A 17,294-nucleotide genomic window follows, 5' to 3' on the forward strand; every position below is an offset into this window, starting at 1 on the left:
CTTAGCGACTCGGGGCCGCGAAGAAGGCCGCAGATGTGACTGGTGCGACATCCACGACCTCCTCCGGGCCGCCCTCGCGGGCCGGTCGGCTTCAGCACCACTCAGGACAGGGCGATCTCCACCGGGGAGCTGAACAGTCCGCCGGAGAACTCGAGGACCTGCGGCTCGATGCCCTCCGGAATGTCGAAGGCGATGATCCCCTCGACGGTGTTGCCGGGGTTGATCTCCTCGAGGAAGGCGTTCGAGTCCTCGATGTACATGGAGGCGGCGCCGTCAGCGCTGTGCTGCCTGCCCTCGGCGTCAAGCAGCGTGACGTCGCTGCTGGTGAACATGACAGCTGAATCGCCCGTGTTCGTGATGGTCATGCTCACGAGCACGAACTGGCCCTGCGGCTCCTCGTTGAGGAACTCGTCCCCGACCCGGGACACACCCGCCTCGACCTCGGTCACCGACACCTCGAAGTCGCCGGCGCTGACGGTGTCGCCGACTCCTGCCTGCTCGACCGCCTCCTCGGCTTCCGGTGCGGGCTCCTCGTCCGCACCGGCTTCCTGTGCCGCCTCGTCGGCGGGCTGCGCGCTGCCGGAGTCCGAGTCGGACTCTGTCCCCGACCCGCCGGCGCCGGCGCAGCTGCCGACGATGATCGCGAAGACGACGATCGCGACCCAGAACCACCAGCGCTTGTACACGGGCTTCTTCTTCTGCGCCGGCGGGGTCGGTGGGAATCCTCCCTGCGGATACCCGCCATTCGGGGTGCCGTACGGACCGGGCTGATCAGCAGGAGGAGTCTGGTGTCCGTACGGGGCGGGCGGCGGAGCCGACTGCCCGAGGGGGAACTGACCGGGGCTCTGGGGATTCGGGGGCTGCTGGGACATGCGGTTCCTTCGCTGGGGGCGGCGGCGTGATCGGGCCGGTCGCCGAGGGTTCTGACATTCCTCATGCTCCCGGCACCCGGGCCGTCCGACATCAGCCGATCGGCTCGATCCTGCGAGCCGATCGGCTGATGAGGCGCGTCCGTGCCCGGACATACCCTTCTCGTGTGAACACCTCGGCAATCGCCCCGACCACCCAGAGCCTCCCCGGCGGCAACTCCTCGCCGGCGCATCCGGAGCGCTCACCTGCGCTCAGAGCCCTCCGCTGCGCTCTGCGGACGCTGTGGGACATCGTCCTGTTCGTCCTCGGCAGCCTGTTCAGCATGCTCTGCGTCACGGGTGTGCCGGGGGCGGCGGATGAGACTCTGATGATCACGGACCTCGGGGTCGTGATGGTCCTGCTGAGCACCGCGCTCTGGCTGACGGTCTTCGTTCGGCGTCGGCTTCCGGCGCTGCCCCTGGCCGCCGGTGCGCTCATCACGCTCTTGGGCATGGACTACTGGCTGCTGCTCATCGGCGCCCACCACGCTCTCGTCCGGCTGCCCCGCAGGCCGGCGCTCATCCTCGCCGGCATCGCCGGCGCGCTGGTGGTCTGGGCGGTCGTCCGCGACATCGCGCTCGCCGATCGATCGGTTGCTGCCGCCTTCTTCGGCATCGCAGGCAGCCCCGATCTGCCGGGCAGCCACATCGCGGCCGCCCTCGTCATCGTCGTCGTGGCCCTGATCGCGCTCACGGCAGCAGGCGGCCTGGCGGCCCTGGCCCGCAGCAGGGCGGAGAACTCCCGGAGCCGCCGTCACATCGCCGCGGAGCAGAGGCGCAGCGACAGCCTCAGCGAAGAGCTCGCCCGGCAGACCGAACGCGATCGCCTCGCACGGGAGATCCATGACGCACTGGCGCACCGGCTATCGGTGATCTCCCTGCAGTCGGGCGCACTGGAGATGGCGGCCGGCTCCGAGCAGCCGGATGTCGCCCGTGCCGCCCAGATCCTGCGCGGGCAGGCGCACGCCTCCCTCGAAGACCTGCGCGGTCTGCTCGGCGAGCTGCGCACCGGAAGCCCACGGGCGGCCTCGGACGCAGGCGTTCCGCCATCGCAGGCCTCGCTCAGAGCGCTGCCGCAGCTGGTGCGCTCCGTCAGGGAAGGCGGCACGGCTGTTGACGCCGTCATTCTCATCGAGGGAGCAGACCATGCCCCGACCGTGTTGGACCGGAGTGTCTATCGGATCGTCCAGGAAGCGCTGACGAACGCGCTCAAGCACTCTCCGGGCGCACTGGTGTCACTGTACGTCGAGGGCTCAGCCGACACGGGCGTCCGAATCCGCGTGATGAATCCTCTCACCGCAACCGGGACCCCGGAGCTCGGAACCATCGGAACGCACTCGGGGCTTGCCGGAATCCGGGAGCGCGCGCGACTGCTCGGCGGTGACTCGTGGATCGGACCGCACGAGGGCAGCTTCCTGGTCGATGTCGCACTCCCCTGGTCCGCAGCACAGCGATGACGGGGCAGCTGATCCGCGTCCTGCTCGTCGACGACGACGCGATGGTCCGCACCGGACTCCGGGCGATCCTCGCCGCCGACCCCGGAATCGAGGTCGTCGCGGAGGCGGCCCACGGTGCCGAAGCCCTGGAGCGCGCCGCCGCCCACTTCCCGGACGCAGTGCTGATGGACATCCGGATGCCCGGCATGACCGGCATCGAGGCGACTCGGATCCTCGTCAACGGCGTGCGACCCCCCAAGGTGATAGCGCTGACGAGCTTCGACTCCGAGGACTACGTCTTCCGCGCCCTCGAAGCCGGTGCAGTCGGCTTCCTGCTCAAGGACACCTCTCCCCAGGAGCTCATCGCTGCACTCCACACCGTGATGAGCGGAAGCGCGATCATATCTCCCCGGAGCACGCTCCACCTCATCGCGCGCTTCGGACTGCGGGGAGAGCACACGCGCCGCCACGAGGCCCTGCAGCTGATCGAGACGCTCACCGAACGCGAGAGGGAGATCGCCGTGCTGGTCGCCGCCGGCGCGTCCAACCGGAACATCGCCGAGCAGCTGTTCGTCTCCGAGGCGACTGCCAAAGCGCACCTGGCCAAGGTGATGATCAAGCTCGGCGCCGACTCGCGCGTGGGAGTAGCCATCACGGTGGAGAGAGCGGGCCTGACGCACGCGAACCGCTCCGCCGCGGATTGAGCCCGGCGCGACCGGACAGCTGCCACAGACAGGTGGCGGGTCAGCACTGACAGCGCGGCAGGCCCCGCCTCGGCACCGGGTCCGAAAACCTGCGCCCCAACGACGAAGTCCCGGAACCGTGAACGGTTCCGGGACTTCGTGATGTCGTGCCCGCGACAGGATTCGAACCTACGACCTTCTGCTCCGGAGGCAGACGCTCTATCCACTGAGCTACGCGGGCTGGCAACTCGACAATCCTACCACCGATTCTGTGGGCGTCCTGCCGAAGTGCTCAGGATCACATCGGGATCAGTAGCCCCGGATGGACTCGCGCGCTGGGACGTACTCCCAGTGCCACGGCTCGTACTTGCTCGTCTTCGCCCACTCGGGATTCTCCCAGCCGTACTTGTGAGCGTTCTTCACCAGCCACTCGTACTGCTCCCCCGTGGCCGTCGCAGCTCCGCCGCCGAAGTCGATGGCGACCCCCCAGCCGTGGAGCGAGGTGCCGGGACGCGCTGCGAGCCCGGGCTTGCGGCCGGCCACCGAGATCTGGGACTCGAGTGAGCGGTAGGTGTCCGTGATGGCCATGTCCTTGCCGGTATCGGCCTTGAAGTCCGCATTCATCTCTGCGAAGGAGACAGCGGCGTCGGCGCGGAGCTTGTGCCCGCCGATTCCGATCTCACACAGCCAGCCCTCGGGCAACTGGCCATTCGAGGCCTGCCCACCCGGCGCCTCGCCGTCACATCCGGGCAGCACGGTGCGGGTCACCGACCGGGAGGCCGCCTCGGCCTGCCGGTCCTTGGTGCTGGGCACTCCGCCGGCGTAGTTGTCCGCAGTGCCTGCGGACTTGTCGCCCTGGCCGGCGGGGATCTGCGCGTCGACCGCTTCCGCGTCAACCGCCTTCACCGCGGCTGCATCGATCTGCTGCGACGCGGCGACCTGTGTGCTTCCGGTGTTCGCGCTGAGCAGGACGGCCGCGATCGCAGTCCCGGCGACGGAGACCGAGGCCATTGCTGAGACCGTGGTGACCCGGCGACGCTTGAGCGCCCTGAGCGCGCTCCCGTCCGAACCGCGGACCGCTACTGACCCAGCACCCACTGCGCCGTTGGCCCTGCGGTCGATCCGATGGTCCGACCGTGCCGCGACGACCGCGGCGGCCGGGCCCAGCAGGGCGCGCTTCCTCTCGGCGCGCCGTGCGGCCTCTTCCTGCCGACGCAGGTCGCGGCGGCGGACGGGCACCGGTGCGGTGGTGGCTTCTTGGCCCACTCCAATACTCCAAACTCAAGACTGCAGCGGCTCTCTGACGGCAGGGAGGAAGATCCATCCGGGAGCACGCATTGGTATGTCACAACACCATAACGGCAGAATCACAATTGACACAATTCTGTCACGTGAAAGTGAGACTCAGTTCACACCGATCGCAGCCTGAGCACGGAAACACGGGTCTGGTAACCGCTCTGTCACAATCTGCGATGCGCAGAGGGGCGGGAATGGGGCGTCCGCTGCATCGCGTCGTGGACTTCGCCGACGAGCTCTTCCAGGACGTCCTCGAGGAACAGAATACCGGCCGTCCGATTTTCGGCGTCCAGCACCCTGCCGACGTGATTCCCGGCTGCCTGCATGGCATCGAGCGATTCCTCGATCTCATCCGAGTCCCGCAGTGTGACCAGCGGTCGAAAGCGCTTTCCGGGGATCTCCGACTCGTGGTCCTCCGGCGCGTCGGCGAACAGCACGTCTTTGATGTGGATGTAGCTGACGGGGTCGCCCTCCGTGTCGAGCACCACGTAGCGCGAGAACCCGGTCCTGGCCACGAGTCGCTGGACGTCCGCGGGAGTCGCATGGGCTTGCAGCGAGACGACGCGGTCCATCGGCACCATGACATCGCCGACGGTCTTGTCCGAGAACTCGAGAGCGCCCTTGAGCAGCCCGGTGTCGTCGTTGAGCAGTCCTTCGCGCTGCGACTCAGCGACGATCGACTGGACCTCCTCCACCGTGTAGGCGGCGTTCACCTCCGCCTTGGGCTCGATCCCCATGATTCGCAGAATCCCATTGGCCAACCCGTTGAGCGGTCGGATGACGAAGCCGAAGACCTTGGCGAGGAACACCAGCGGCGGAGCCAGGAGCATCGCGGCCTGCTGGGAGGCCGACAGCGCGATGTTCTTGGGGATCATCTCGCCCACGACCACATGCAGGTAGGTCACCACAGCCAGAGCGAGGATGAAGGCGATCACGTCGGACAGCGCGCCGGGAATGCCGATGAACGCCATCGGACCGACCAGGAGATGATGGATCGCCGGCTCTGCGACGTTTCCGATGAGCAGAGAGCACACGGTGATTCCCAGCTGGCAGATCGCCAGCATCAGAGAGACGTGCTCCATCGCATAAAGCGTGGTCCGGGCTGCCTTCGACCCGCCTTCGGCGAGCGGCTCGATCTGGGAGCGCTTGGCGGAGACCACGCCGAACTCGGCGGCGACGAAGAACGCGTTCGCCAGCAGCAGGACGACCAGCCAGACCAATCCCATCCAGTCGCTCATGACGCCGCCTCCGGTCGGGAGGCGAGGTAGTCGGGGATGAGTCGCAGCCGTTCGATCCGCCGACCGTTCATCCGCTCGACGACGAGGCGGGCATCCGGCAGGCGCACGCTGTCACCGACCTCGGGAATCCGACCGAGCGACAGCAGCACGAAGCCGGCGACGGTCTCGTAGTCGGGATCTTCGGGGATGCCGATGCCGATCACAGATCCCACCTCATCGGGCCGCAGACGGCCCGGGATCAGCCAGGTGCCGTCGCGGGCGGGACGCACGCTGACGCGCAGGCGGTCGTGCTCGTCGGCCACCTCTCCCACCAGCTCTTCGACGACGTCCTCGAGGGTGACGACGCCGGCAGTGCCGCCGTACTCGTCGATCACGACGGCCATCTGGGTCCCTCGCAGGCGCAGCTCCATGAGCAGCGGATCGAGCGGCATCGTCTCCGGGATCTCGGCGACCTCCGTCATCAGACCTGCGGCGTAGGCGTCGTGCCGGTTGTCCAGCGGCACAGCGACCGCCTGCTTCACGTGGACCACGCCCGAGATGTCGTCGCGCGAGTCGGCAACGACCGGAAAGCGGGAGTACCCGGTGGATCGGGCCAGTTCGATGACGTCCGCCGCAGTGGCATCCCGCTTCACGGTGACCATGCTGGTGCGGGGCGTCATCACGTCCTCAGCGGTGCGCTTGGAGAAGCTCAGGGTGCGGGTGACCAGATCCGCGGTCTGCTCGGCCATCGTGCCCTCCTGCGCCGAATGCCGCACCAGCGCCGTGAGCTCGTCGGCCGACCGTCCTGCCGAGCCCTCCTCCTGCGGTTCGATCCCCATCGCCAGCAGCGCCTTGTTGGCAGTGCCGTTGAGGACTGCGATCACAGGCTTGAAGACGACGGCGAAGGCATACTGCAGCGGCACTGAGAGCTTGCCCGTGAGCAGCGGCGACGAGATCGCCATGTTCTTGGGCACGAGCTCGCCGATCACCATCGACAGCACTGTCGAGATCACCAGCGCGACCACCAGCGCGGCGGAGCCGGAGATCGATTCGCTGAGGCCCATCGACTCGAACACCGGAGACAGCAGCGCGCCCAGCGACGGCTCCATGAGATAGCCGGTCAGCAGAGTGGTGAGAGTGATGCCGACCTGCGCGGCCGACAGCTGCGTGGAGAGGTGGGTGATTCCGCGTCGGAGGAAGGAGGCGCCGCGCTCGCCGCGTTCGACGGCCTGGTCGACGGTGTGCTTGTCGAGCGTGAGCAGCGAGAACTCGGCGGCGACGAACACCCCGGTCCCGAGGATGAGCAGCAGTGCGAGGGCAAGAAGCAGCCACTCCATATCAGTGACGGTCCCCCTCGAAGGGCGGCGAATCGATCAGCTTCGAGTCGGTGGTGACGGAGACGATGTGTGCGGGGCAGCCGGCGCGAGGCCGGCCGGGACTGTCACTGGTCATGCTCGGAATGATATCCGGCGGGGCACGGACACACCAAGAGCGGGGGTCCCGAGGATCCCCGCTGCCGGTGCGGCTGACGATCACCAGCTCTTGTGCAGCGGCCTGCCCTCCTCGTATCCGGCGGCCGACTGCACTCCCACCCGGGCGCGAGCGAAGAACTCGGTCAGATCGCGAGCTCCTGCGTAGGTGCATGACGATCGCACTCCGGAGGTGATCTCGTCGAGCAGATCCTCGACGCCGGGACGTTCCGGATCGACGAACATCCGGCCGCTGGAGATTCCCTCTTCGAACAGCCCCTTGCGTGCCCGCTCGAACGCTGACTCCGTTCGGGTCCGCGCAGCCACCGCCCGGGCCGAGGCCATTCCGAAGCTCTCCTTGTACGGACGCCCCTCGGAGTCGATGAGCAGGTCACCGGGGCTCTCGTAGGTTCCCGCGAACCAGGAGCCGATCATCACCTGCGCGGCACCGGCCGCCAGTGCAAGGGCGACGTCACGCGGGTACCGGACTCCGCCGTCTGCCCAGACATGGGCCCCGAGCTCCTGGGCGGCCGCTGCGCACTCCGCGACCGCGGAGAACTGGGGCCGACCGACCGCGGTCATCATCCGCGTCGTGCACATCGCACCCGGACCGACGCCGACCTTGACGATGTCGGCGCCCGCGGCGACCAAGTCCTCGACGCCGGCGGCGGTCACGACATTGCCTGCGACGATCGGCACGCCGAGCTCGAGCGAGCGCACTGTCCGCAGAGCTTCGATCATCTTCTCCTGGTGCCCGTGCGCTGTGTCGATGACCAGCACGTTCGCACCGGCCGCGACCAGCGCCTGGGCATGCTCGCCCACTGCCGCGTTGACGCCGATCGCGGCAGCCACCCGCAGCCGGCCGCTGGGATCGAGCGCGGGGGTGTAGATCGAGGAGCGCAGCACCGACTCAGCAGTCACCGCGCCGACGAGCACTCCCCCGTCAACCACAGGCACGAAGTCCCGTCGCGCCTCGGTGATCCGCTCGTACACCTCGGCCAACCCCGAGCGTCCGACGTCGTCGAGCAGTCGGGACTCGACTGGCTCAAAGGTCTCGTCCATGATCGTGCCGACCGATGTGAACCGGTCGACCCCCTCCAGGGAGGCACGCGAGACCGTCCCGATCGCATTATTCCGGTCGTCGACGACCACCGCGTGGCCGTGGGCCCGCTTCGGAACGAGGTGCAGCGCGGACAGGACGGTGTCGTCCGGAGACACTCTCACCGGTGTCTCGTAGACGGGATGACGTTCCTTGATCCAGGCGATCGTGTCCGCCGCCACCTGCAGCGGCGTGTCCTGCGGCAGCACCGCGAGGCCTCCCCTGCGGGCCATCGTCTCCGCCATGCGACGGCCGGACACCGCGGTCATGTTGGCGGCGACCACGGGAATCGTGCTTCCCGTGCCGTCGGGGGCGCTGAGATCCACGTCGAATCGGGAGGACACCTCGGAGCGGCTCGGCACGAGGAACACGTCGGAGTACGTCAGGTCATGAGAAGGGCGCTCGGTGATGAAATGCATGCGCCCATTCTCCCACCCGTGCCCCCGGGCATTCGCGCGACATCTGCTCGGCCGCGCGACGCGCGAATCGGCGCGCGAGCCGCTAGGCTATGTTGACGACGTGTAACAGTCCAAGATGAGGAAGAGGGCGATTCTCGCCGTGTCCGTTAACACTCCCAACCGCAGCGTCGAGGACTTCGGGTCCAACGAGTGGCTGGTCGAGGAATTGTACGAGCAGTACAAGTCAGACAGGAACTCTGTCGACAAGTCCTGGTGGCCGTTCTTCGAGAAGTACGAGAAGAACTCTGCCGGAGGCGCTCAGACCTCGCAGCAGAAATCGACGAAGCCCGCGGACTCTCCCTCGAAGCCCTCCCAAGCAGAGACACGGACGAAGGCGACGGCCCCTGCCCGGAACGATCAGCCGGCGTCGAAGTCGGCCGGGGCCAGGGCCACCAGCGCAGAATCCGCAAAGGGCATCACGCCCCCTGTGCACGAGTCGGAGACCCCGAAGGCGGAGTCGAAGTCGCTCGACTCGAAGCGGCAGTCGAGCAGCGCTGCCGCCAAGTCCGCGCCCAAGGAGGACATCGAGGACGTCGTCACCAAACTGCGCGGACCCGCCAAGCTGATCGCAGCGAATATGGACGAGTCCCTGACGGTCCCCACCGCCACCTCGGTTCGCTCCCTGCCGGCCAAGGCGCTCATCGACAACCGCATCGTCATCAACTCCCACCTCAAGCGCAGCCGTGGCGGCAAGGTGTCCTTCACCCACATCATCGGCTTCGCAGTGGTCCGCGCGCTCAAGTCCGTCCCGAGCCAGAACGTCTACTACGACGTCCAGGATGACAAGCCGGTCATGGTCCAGCCAGGCCACGTCAACTTCGGGCTCGCGATCGACGTGCCGAAGAAGGACGGCTCCCGCACCCTCCTGGTGCCCAACATCAAGAAGGCCGAGACGCTGAGCTTCCGGGAGTTCGTGGACGCCTACGACGACCTCGTCGAGCGCGCTCGGATCGGCAAGCTCACGGCTGACGACTTCGCCGGCACCACCGTCTCGCTGACCAACCCGGGCGGCATCGGAACGGTGCACTCGGTTCCCCGGCTGACCAAGGGCCAGGGCTGCATCGTCGGAGTCGGCGCCCTCACCTACCCCGCGGAGTACCAGGGCGCCAGCCAGGAGACCATCAACCGGCTCGCGATCTCCAAGATCCTCCACCTGACCTCGACCTATGATCACCGCGTGATCCAGGGCGCCGGCTCCGGCGAGTTCCTGCGGCTGATCCACGAGTATCTGATCGGCGAGGACGGCTTCTACGACGAGATCTTCGAGTCCCTGCGCCTGCCCTACACCCCGGTGCGCTGGGTCCCCGACGTCGACACCGGCGATCAGACCGACGTCAACAAGACCGCCCGGGTCATCGAGCTCATCGAGGCGTACCGCAATCGCGGTCACCTCATGGCCAACATCGATCCGCTGGTCTACCGCCAGCGCAGCCACCCCGACCTCGACATCAACACTCACGGGCTGACCCTCTGGGATCTCGAACGGGAGTTCCCCACCGGTGGGTTCGGCAACGCTCCGCTGCTGCCGCTGCGCAAGATCCTCGGCATCCTGCGGGACTCGTACTGCCGCACGACCGGCATCGAGTACATGCACATCGCCGACCCCGAACAGCGGCGCTGGTTCCAGCGCAGGCTCGAGGTACCGCATGTCGAGCTCACGCGCGCCGAGCAGGGCCACGTGCTCGGCCGGCTCAATGCGGCCGAGGCGTTCGAGACCTTCCTGCAGACCAAGTACATCGGGCAGAAGCGGTTCAGCCTCGAGGGCGGAGAATCCGCCATCGTGTTCCTCGACGAAGTCCTCAACCAGGCCGCGGACTCCGGGATGGACGAGGTCACCATCGGCATGGCGCACCGCGGCCGGCTCAACGTGCTCACCAACATCGCAGGCAAGAGCTATGGGCAGGTGTTCAGCGAGTTCGAGGGCACTCAGGCTCCCGACAGCTTCCAGGGCTCCGGCGACGTCAAGTATCACCTCGGTCAGCAGGGGTCGTTCACCTCGCCCGACGGCAACACCACCAAGGTCTACGTCGCCGCAAACCCGAGCCACCTGGAGACGGTCGACCCGGTCCTCGAGGGCATTGCCCGCGCCAAGCAGGATGCCATCGATGCCGGCAGCGCCGGCTTCTCGGTGCTGCCTGTGCTGGTCCACGGTGACGCCGCGTTCGCGGGCCAGGGCGTCGTCGCGGAGACTCTCAACCTCTCGGAGCTTCGGGGATATCGCACCGGCGGCACCGTTCACCTGATCATCAACAATCAGGTCGGCTTCACCACCCCGCCGGCCGCAGCGCGGTCCTCGTACTACTGCACGGACATCGCCAAGACGATCAGCGCCCCGATCCTGCACGTCAACGGCGATGACCCGGAGGCGGTCTTCCGCGCCGCCCAGCTCGCCTTCGAGTACCGCCAGGAGTTCAACCGCGATATCGTCGTCGACCTGGTCTGCTACCGTCGTCGCGGTCACAACGAAGGCGACGACCCGTCGATGACTCAGCCGGTGATGTACTCCCTCATCGAGTCCAAGGGCTCGGTGCGCAAGCTGTACACGGAATCCCTCGTCGGGCGCAAGTGCATCACCGAGGACGAGGCGAAGGAGGCGCTCAAGGACTACCAGTCGCGCCTCGAAGCCGCGTTCGCGGAGACGAAGGAGGCGGAGAAGGCCGCTCAGCAGAAGGCTGAGCTGCCCAAGCGTCCCGAGCTGCCCGCGGATCTGGAGGCCGACGACCACGCGGAGACCGCGGTCTCCGGTAAGGTCATCGAGCGGATCGGCGATTCGCACGTTGACATTCCGGAGGGCTTCGCGGTGCACAAGAAGCTCCGGAGTCTGCTGGAGAAGCGGCAGGAGATGTCGCGCTCCGGTGGGATCGACTGGGGATTCGCCGAACTCCTGGCCTTCGGCTCGATCCTGATGGACGGGTATCCCATCAGGCTGGCCGGCCAGGACTCCCGTCGGGGCACCTTCACTCAGCGCCACTCTGTGCTCATCGATCACGAGAACGGCAACGAGTGGACCCCCCTGGCGAACCTCACGGAGGACCAGGCCAAGTTCTGGGTCTACGATTCCCTGCTGAGCGAGTACGCAGCGGTGGGCTTCGAGTACGGGTACTCGGTCGGCCGGAAGGATGCCCTCGTCCTCTGGGAGGCGCAGTTCGGTGACTTCGCGCAGGGTGCTCAGTCGATCATCGACGAGTTCATCTCCTCCTCGGAGCAGAAGTGGAATCAGACCTCCGGTGTCGTTCTGCTGCTCCCCCACGGCTACGAAGGTCAGGGACCGGATCACTCCTCGGCGCGCATCGAGCGCTTCCTCCAGCTCTGCGCCGAGGGCAACATGACGGTGGCCTATCCGTCCGACGGCGCCTCGCACTTCCACCTGCTGCGCCGGCACGCGCTCACGAAGAAGAAGCGTCCGCTGATCGTGTTCACCCCGAAGTCGATGCTTCGGCTCAAGGCCGCCGCGACCTCGGTCGAGCAGTTCACCTCCGGGAGGTTCGAGCCGGTGATCGCGGATCCGGCGATCGATGCCGGTCAGGTCGACCGAGTGGTGCTGGTCTCCGGCAAGCTCTACTGGGACCTCAAGGCCAAGCGCGAGAAGCTCGGAGACGAGAAGACCGCGCTGGTCCGTGTCGAACAGCTCTACCCGCTCGACGAGACCGCGATCGCTGACGTCCTCGGCTCCTACGGGGAGGACGTGGAGGTCGTGTGGGCCCAGGAGGAGCCCGAGAACCAGGGTGCCTGGCCGTTCATGGCCCTCAACCTGCCGCAGATGCTCGGCGGTCGAGAGCTGCGGGTGGTCTCGCGCACCGCCTCCGCCTCCCCGGCCACGGGGCTCAAGAAGGTCCATGACCTCGAGCAGGCCGATCTCGTCGAACGCGTCTTCGCCCGGTGAGTCACCACAGGCAGACGGTGATAGCCGTGCTCGGCGACGAACTCGTCGCCGGGCACGGTGACGCGCGGTGTCTGGGGTGGGTGGGGCGGGTTGCCGCCCGCACCCTTCCCACCGTCGCCGCGGCCCGCTTCTACCCGCTGGGCGTTCCGCAGGAGGACAGTGCTGCACTGGCGCGCCGAAGCATGACGGAGGCGGATCTGCGGTTCGTCCCCGAGGCGGACAATCGACTGGTGCTCGCGCCCGGCTCCTTCGACGTCGATGCCGGAATCTCCACGGCGCGATCGCGACTCAATCTTGCCAATGTGCTCGATGCCGCGCTCGCCGCCGAGGTCGCGACCTTCGTGGTCGGGCCTCCCCCGAGCCTGAACGCTGACCGCAATCGTCGCATCGGGGAGCTGAACGCGGGCTTCTCGGATGTCGCTCTGCGCCGCGGAATCGGGTATGTCGACACCTTCGCCCCGCTGCAGAATCACGCGGGCTGGATGCGAGATCTGGCTTCGTCAGCTGACGGCCTGCCAGGTCAGGAGGGCTATGGACTGCTCGCCTGGCTGGTTCTGCATCGAGGCTGGTTCGACTGGCTCGGCGTGCCCGCACCCGCCACCTCCGACAGCGTCTGAGCTGCCTGAGCCGCAGGCTCTAACGCGGCAGCCCGCACCCTCTGGACCCACGGCGGCTTTGCCCTCCCGTCCCCGCTGTGGAAAGATGATGAGGTTCCGACAAGAAGGAGTGACGATGAGCAAGCGAGGCCGCAAGCGCCGCGATCGCCGCAAGAAGGCCGCCAATCACGGCAAGCGCCCCAACGCCTGAGGCGCGGATCGCGAAGGGCGGGGGTCAAGGATTCGATCCTGACCCCCGCCCTTCTGTTGTCTGCGCTCAGAGCGTACGCTGTTGTCTGCGCTCAGAGCGTGCGGCGGAACGTGATGCTCGTCTGCTCCATCACGATGCGGGCGCGAATGCGCTCCTTGAGGCCCTCGGGTGCTGTGTCCTTGCCGCACGACCGACGGACGAGCTCCTTGAGAAGGGCCTCCACGGCGTACTCCTCGCGACAGTCACTACACGTCTCCAAGTGCTCGCGGATGATCTCGATCTCCGCGGCCGAGAGCTCGCCGTCCAGATAGTGATAGATCCGGTTGAGGCGATCCTGACGGCCGCCAGCGCAATCGGATTCCGTGGGTGCTCCGGTGCTCCGAGGCTGGAACTGCGGTTCGCTCATCGGGTTGCCTCCTCTCCGGTTCCGAAGCCGCGCTCGGCGGCGTAGTCGGACAGCATCTCCCGCAGCTGTCTGCGGCCGCGGTGCAGGCGCGACATCACTGTGCCGATCGGAGTGTCCATCACCTCGGCGATCTCCTTGTATGGGAGACCCTCGACGTCCGCGTAGTAGACGACCATCCGGAAGTCCTCGGGCAGCCGCCCGAGTGCCTCCTTCACATCGCTGTCGGGAAGCCGATCGAGCGCCTCGAGCTCGGCCGACCGTCCGCCGGACGACGAGTGCGAGGCAGCGCGGTGAATCTGCCAGTCCTGGATGTCCTCGTCGCTGGACTCCAGCGGCTGGCGCTGCTTCTTCCGGTAGTTGTTGATGAAGGTGTTCGTCAGGATCCGGTACAGCCAGGCCTTGAGATTGGTGCCGGGGGTGTACTGATGGAAGGCCGCATACGCCTTCGTGTACGCCTCCTGCACGAGGTCCTCGGCGTCCGCCGGGTTGCGCGTCATGCGCAGCGCGGCCGCATAGAGCTGATTGACGAATTCGAGGGCATCGCGCTCGAACCGCTCGGAGCGCTCGTCGGCGGTCTCCGCGATCTCTGGGGTAGTGGAATCAGACATTGCCCCCAATGATACTGCGGTCGGCTCGGCATTGGCAGTCACCGTCATCCGCATCACGTCCTCACCGTGTCGTTGTGCTGCTTCGTTACGGGGCCAACGCCGGGGCGGAGAATGTTATTCCACATCACGAGCGAGCGACTATGCTCGGAGGGACGAGTACGCCCCCTACGGAAGGAAGCCCCTGTGTCCCTGGTCCGGCTCATCGCCCGCCCCATGCTCGCATCCGCATACATCGGAAACGGCCTCGCCCGGGTCCGCGATCCTCGCGCCGCGGCCGGCTCGGTGGCACCACTGCTGAACGCCGTCAAGAAGAAGGTCGATCTGCCCGTCGATGCCGAAACCGTCGCTCGCGCCACTGGCGCCGCACAGATCGCGGCCGGTTCGCTGCTGGCGATCGGCAAGCTGCCCCGACTGTCGTCCGCCGTCCTCGTGTGCACCTACCTGATCGACGCAGTGGGCGAGCAGATGTCGAAGGAGGCCTCCGGCTCCCGGACGTCGCTGCTGACCAAGACCTCCCTGCTCGGCGGCGCACTGCTCGCCAGCGTGGACACCGCCGGCAAGCCTGGGCTCGCGTGGCGCGCCCAGCATGCGGCGGAGGACCTCTGGCGCAACGTGGAGCGCACCTCGGCGAAGGCGCTCGACACGGTCAGCCTGCCGTCCAAGTAAGGGCACCATTGACACACACCGATCAGCGGCCGTGGCCTGCTCCGAGCAGTGAGCACCCCGTGGACGCCACCGTCACCGTCCCCGGCTCCAAATCCCTGACCAACCGATTCCTCGTGCTCGCCGCGCTCGCCTCGGAGCCCTCGGTGATCACGAATTCACTGCTCAGTCGCGACACCAGGCTGATGATCCAGGCGCTCGAAGCGCTCGGCGCCCAGTTCTCGGCGGGCGACACCGGCACCCTGCGCGTGATTCCGATGCCTGCTGCACGCGCATCCGACCAGGCGGAGGTCCACTGCGGTCTGGCAGGGACGGTCATGCGCTTCGTTCCACCCGTCGCCGCCGCCATCGGAAGACCCGTCCGATTCGATGGGGATCCGCAGTCGTACTCACGCCCGATGGCACCTCTGCTGGGAGCGCTCCGAGCTCTCGGTGTCGAGGTCACCACCGAAGGCGGCGCCGACAGCCTGCCGTTCACCGTCCACGCACCGGATGGCATCACGGGCGGCCACCTCACGGTCGATGCCTCGGCGTCGAGCCAGTTCGTCTCCGGCCTGCTGCTTGCGGGTGCGCTGTTCGATCTCGGCCTCGAGCTCGAACATGTCGGGGAGCGCCTGCCGTCCCGTCCCCACATCGACATGACGGTGGAGACGATGGCCGACGCGGGAATCATCGTCAGCCAGCCGGAGCCGAACCGATGGGTGGTCGAGCCCGGCAGGCCGCGCGGACTCGAGGTCACGGTGGAACCGGACCTCTCGAATGCTGCGACCTTCATCGGAGCGGCCCTCGTCACCGGCGGGACGGTCAGGATTCCCCACTGGCCCGCCCATACGACGCAGGCGGGCGACGCCATCCGCGGCATCGCCGAGCAGTTCGGGGGCACGGTCCGGCGCGACCGCCGCACCCTCGAAGTGACCGGTCCCGAACAGCTCTCGCCCGTCGATCTCGACCTCGGCCAGGTCGGTGAGCTCACCCCGGTCGTCGCCGCGATCGCCGCCTGCGCCCCCGGGGGCTCCCGGCTTCGCAACATCGGGCATCTGCGCGGGCACGAGACGGATCGGCTCGCTGCCCTGGCAGCCGAGCTCAGCCGGATCGGAGCCGGGGTCACCGAGGACGCCGATGCCCTGACGATCACGGCACCGGCCACTCGCGCCGCACTCTGGCACTCCTACCATGACCATCGGATGGTGATGGCCGGAGCGATTCTCGGGCTGCGGGTTCCCGGTCTGGAGATCGAGAATGCGGCCACCGTCGGAAAGACCATGCCGGAGTTCACGGAGCTCTGGGAATCCATGCTCGGTTGACCGATGGACAGCCGCTACAGCGACTACACCGAGGATGACTACCGCCCGCGCCCGAGCCGACGCGGTTCGCGCCCCCGCACGAAGAGGCGACCGGACCACAGCGATGCTCCGATCGGGATGGTCGTCGGGGTGGACCGCGGGCGCTATCGTGTCGAGATGGGCGAACCCGCCGAGGCGGCCGCCGGTGAGCGCGCAATCGTCACCTGCGTGCGCGCCTCGGCGCTGCGCCGGACGGCGATCGTGCCCGGTGACCGGGTACGAGTCATCGGCGACACCTCCGGCGGCGAGGGAACGCTGGCTCGCCTGGTCGAGGTGCTCGAGCGGACCACTGTGCTGCGGCGCAGCGCCGATGACACCGATCCGTCCGAGAGGGTCATCGTGGCCAACGCAGATCAGCTCGTCGTCGTCACCGCGACAGCCGATCCCGAGCCGTCCTGGGGGCTCATCGATCGAGCGCTGACCGCAGCCATCGATGCCGGGATCACTCCCCTGCTCGCCGTGACGAAACTCGACCTGGCACCGCTCGACGACATCGCTGACAGGTTCTCCGCGACCGGAGTGGAGATCATTCCATGCGGCTTCGATGACACAGGAGCGCCGAGAGTCAGTGCTCTCAGCTCCGCAGTCGCCGGTCGGCTCAGCGTGCTTGTCGGGCCTTCCGGGGTCGGCAAATCGACGCTGATGAACGCCCTTGTGCCCGACGCCGCGCGGGCGATCGGCTCCGTCAACGAAACCACCGGTCAGGGTCGGCACACCTCGTCCTCCGCGGTCTGCCTGCCGCTGCCCGGTGGCGGGTGGATCATCGACACCCCGGGAGTGCGCAGCTTCGGCCTGGCTCATGTCGACCCGCAGAATGTCCTCGCCGCCTTTGCGGAGCTCGTCCCCGCAACAGCCGACTGCCCGCGCGGCTGCCGGCACCTGGCCGACTCTCCCGGCTGCGCGCTGGACGGCTGGGTCGCATCGGGACGGGCGGGCGACTCCGGACCGGCCCGGCTGGCTTCGCTGCGCCGCCTCCTGAGCAACCTCGCCTCCTGAGTCGGCCGACTCGCTAGAGTTG

The 17,294-nt window shown here is 67.6% G+C and carries 15 protein-coding genes and 1 tRNA gene; 8 read left to right on the plus strand and 8 right to left on the minus strand.

All coding sequences use genetic code 11. From position 1 onward, the window contains the following. Window positions 1-101 precede the first annotated feature (101 nt). Window positions 102-872 (minus strand): DUF4352 domain-containing protein, encoded by a 771-nt coding sequence (locus LXN01_RS08125; protein ID WP_236864164.1) that lies wholly within the window; start codon window positions 870-872, stop codon window positions 102-104. A 164-nt stretch (window positions 873-1,036) separates the two neighbouring features. Here LXN01_RS08125 and LXN01_RS08130 point away from each other — a divergent pair, with 164 nt between their 5' ends. Both LXN01_RS08130 and LXN01_RS08135 read left to right on the plus strand, forming a co-directional pair. Continuing rightward, a complete protein-coding gene (locus tag LXN01_RS08130; protein WP_236864165.1) occupies window positions 1,037-2,365 on the plus strand; it encodes a sensor histidine kinase in 1,329 nt (442 codons plus the stop codon). Then, window positions 2,362-3,048: a response regulator gene (locus LXN01_RS08135; RefSeq protein ID WP_236864166.1), complete on the plus strand. Its 687-nt coding sequence runs from the start codon at window positions 2,362-2,364 to the stop codon at window positions 3,046-3,048. The genes LXN01_RS08130 and LXN01_RS08135 overlap by 4 nt, the downstream gene beginning before the upstream one ends. 147 nt (window positions 3,049-3,195) lie before the next feature. On the opposite strand, the gene LXN01_RS08140 is transcribed toward LXN01_RS08135, so the two are convergent. From LXN01_RS08140 to guaB1, 5 genes are all read right to left on the minus strand, one after another. Continuing rightward, window positions 3,196-3,268, minus strand: a tRNA-Arg gene (locus tag LXN01_RS08140). A gap of 68 nt (window positions 3,269-3,336) precedes the next feature. Next, window positions 3,337-4,293, minus strand: a complete 957-nt coding sequence (locus LXN01_RS08145) for a M15 family metallopeptidase (RefSeq protein WP_236864167.1) — start codon at window positions 4,291-4,293, stop codon at window positions 3,337-3,339. 194 nt (window positions 4,294-4,487) lie between these two features. Continuing rightward, on the minus strand, window positions 4,488-5,561 hold the full coding sequence (locus tag LXN01_RS08150; protein ID WP_236864168.1) for a hemolysin family protein: 1,074 nt from the start codon (window positions 5,559-5,561) through the stop codon (window positions 4,488-4,490). Next, window positions 5,558-6,877 (minus strand): hemolysin family protein, encoded by a 1,320-nt coding sequence (locus tag LXN01_RS08155; protein ID WP_236864169.1) that lies wholly within the window; start codon window positions 6,875-6,877, stop codon window positions 5,558-5,560. Before LXN01_RS08155 ends, LXN01_RS08150 begins: the two co-directional genes overlap by 4 nt. A gap of 195 nt (window positions 6,878-7,072) precedes the next feature. Next, on the minus strand, window positions 7,073-8,527 hold the full coding sequence (gene guaB1, locus LXN01_RS08160; RefSeq protein WP_236864170.1) for a GMP reductase: 1,455 nt from the start codon (window positions 8,525-8,527) through the stop codon (window positions 7,073-7,075). Between the two features lie 139 nt (window positions 8,528-8,666). On the opposite strand from guaB1, the gene LXN01_RS08165 reads away from it, so the two are divergent. The 3 genes from LXN01_RS08165 (at window position 8,667) to LXN01_RS16500 (ending at window position 13,256) form a co-directional block, all read left to right on the plus strand. Beyond that, window positions 8,667-12,449 (plus strand): multifunctional oxoglutarate decarboxylase/oxoglutarate dehydrogenase thiamine pyrophosphate-binding subunit/dihydrolipoyllysine-residue succinyltransferase subunit, encoded by a 3,783-nt coding sequence (locus LXN01_RS08165; RefSeq protein ID WP_236864171.1) that lies wholly within the window; start codon window positions 8,667-8,669, stop codon window positions 12,447-12,449. Further along, window positions 12,446-13,066 carry a GDSL-type esterase/lipase family protein gene (locus tag LXN01_RS08170; RefSeq protein WP_236864172.1) on the plus strand — a complete coding sequence of 207 codons (621 nt, stop codon included), beginning with the start codon at window positions 12,446-12,448 and terminating at the stop codon, window positions 13,064-13,066. The genes LXN01_RS08165 and LXN01_RS08170 overlap by 4 nt, the downstream gene beginning before the upstream one ends. A gap of 115 nt (window positions 13,067-13,181) precedes the next feature. Continuing rightward, complete coding sequence (locus LXN01_RS16500; protein ID WP_425547666.1) at window positions 13,182-13,256, plus strand: 50S ribosomal protein bL37; 75 nt, start codon at window positions 13,182-13,184, stop codon at window positions 13,254-13,256. 91 nt (window positions 13,257-13,347) lie between these two features. Here the strand turns inward: LXN01_RS16500 and rsrA are convergent, their stop codons facing one another. Together rsrA and LXN01_RS08180 are read right to left on the minus strand one after the other, a co-directional pair. Then, on the minus strand, window positions 13,348-13,662 hold the full coding sequence (gene rsrA, locus LXN01_RS08175) for a mycothiol system anti-sigma-R factor (RefSeq protein ID WP_236864173.1): 315 nt from the start codon (window positions 13,660-13,662) through the stop codon (window positions 13,348-13,350). After that, entirely contained in the window at window positions 13,659-14,270 is a 612-nt protein-coding gene (locus LXN01_RS08180; protein WP_236864174.1) for a sigma-70 family RNA polymerase sigma factor, read from the minus strand. Before LXN01_RS08180 ends, rsrA begins: the two co-directional genes overlap by 4 nt. 183 nt (window positions 14,271-14,453) lie before the next feature. Between LXN01_RS08180 and LXN01_RS08185 the strand changes: the two genes are divergently transcribed. The 3 genes from LXN01_RS08185 to rsgA are packed head-to-tail and all read left to right on the plus strand — an operon-like array spanning window position 14,454 to window position 17,272. Beyond that, window positions 14,454-14,936 carry a DoxX family protein gene (locus LXN01_RS08185; protein ID WP_236864175.1) on the plus strand — a complete coding sequence of 161 codons (483 nt, stop codon included), beginning with the start codon at window positions 14,454-14,456 and terminating at the stop codon, window positions 14,934-14,936. Window positions 14,937-14,995: 59 nt separating this feature from the next. Beyond that, on the plus strand, window positions 14,996-16,237 hold the full coding sequence (gene aroA, locus LXN01_RS08190; RefSeq protein ID WP_236864176.1) for a 3-phosphoshikimate 1-carboxyvinyltransferase: 1,242 nt from the start codon (window positions 14,996-14,998) through the stop codon (window positions 16,235-16,237). A gap of 3 nt (window positions 16,238-16,240) precedes the next feature. After that, complete coding sequence (gene rsgA, locus LXN01_RS08195; RefSeq protein WP_236864177.1) at window positions 16,241-17,272, plus strand: ribosome small subunit-dependent GTPase A; 1,032 nt, start codon at window positions 16,241-16,243, stop codon at window positions 17,270-17,272. Window positions 17,273-17,294 lie beyond the last annotated feature (22 nt).

Origin of the sequence: Brevibacterium daeguense (genome assembly GCF_021729135.1) — a bacterium.
Classification (GTDB): domain Bacteria; phylum Actinomycetota; class Actinomycetes; order Actinomycetales; family Brevibacteriaceae; genus Brevibacterium; species Brevibacterium daeguense.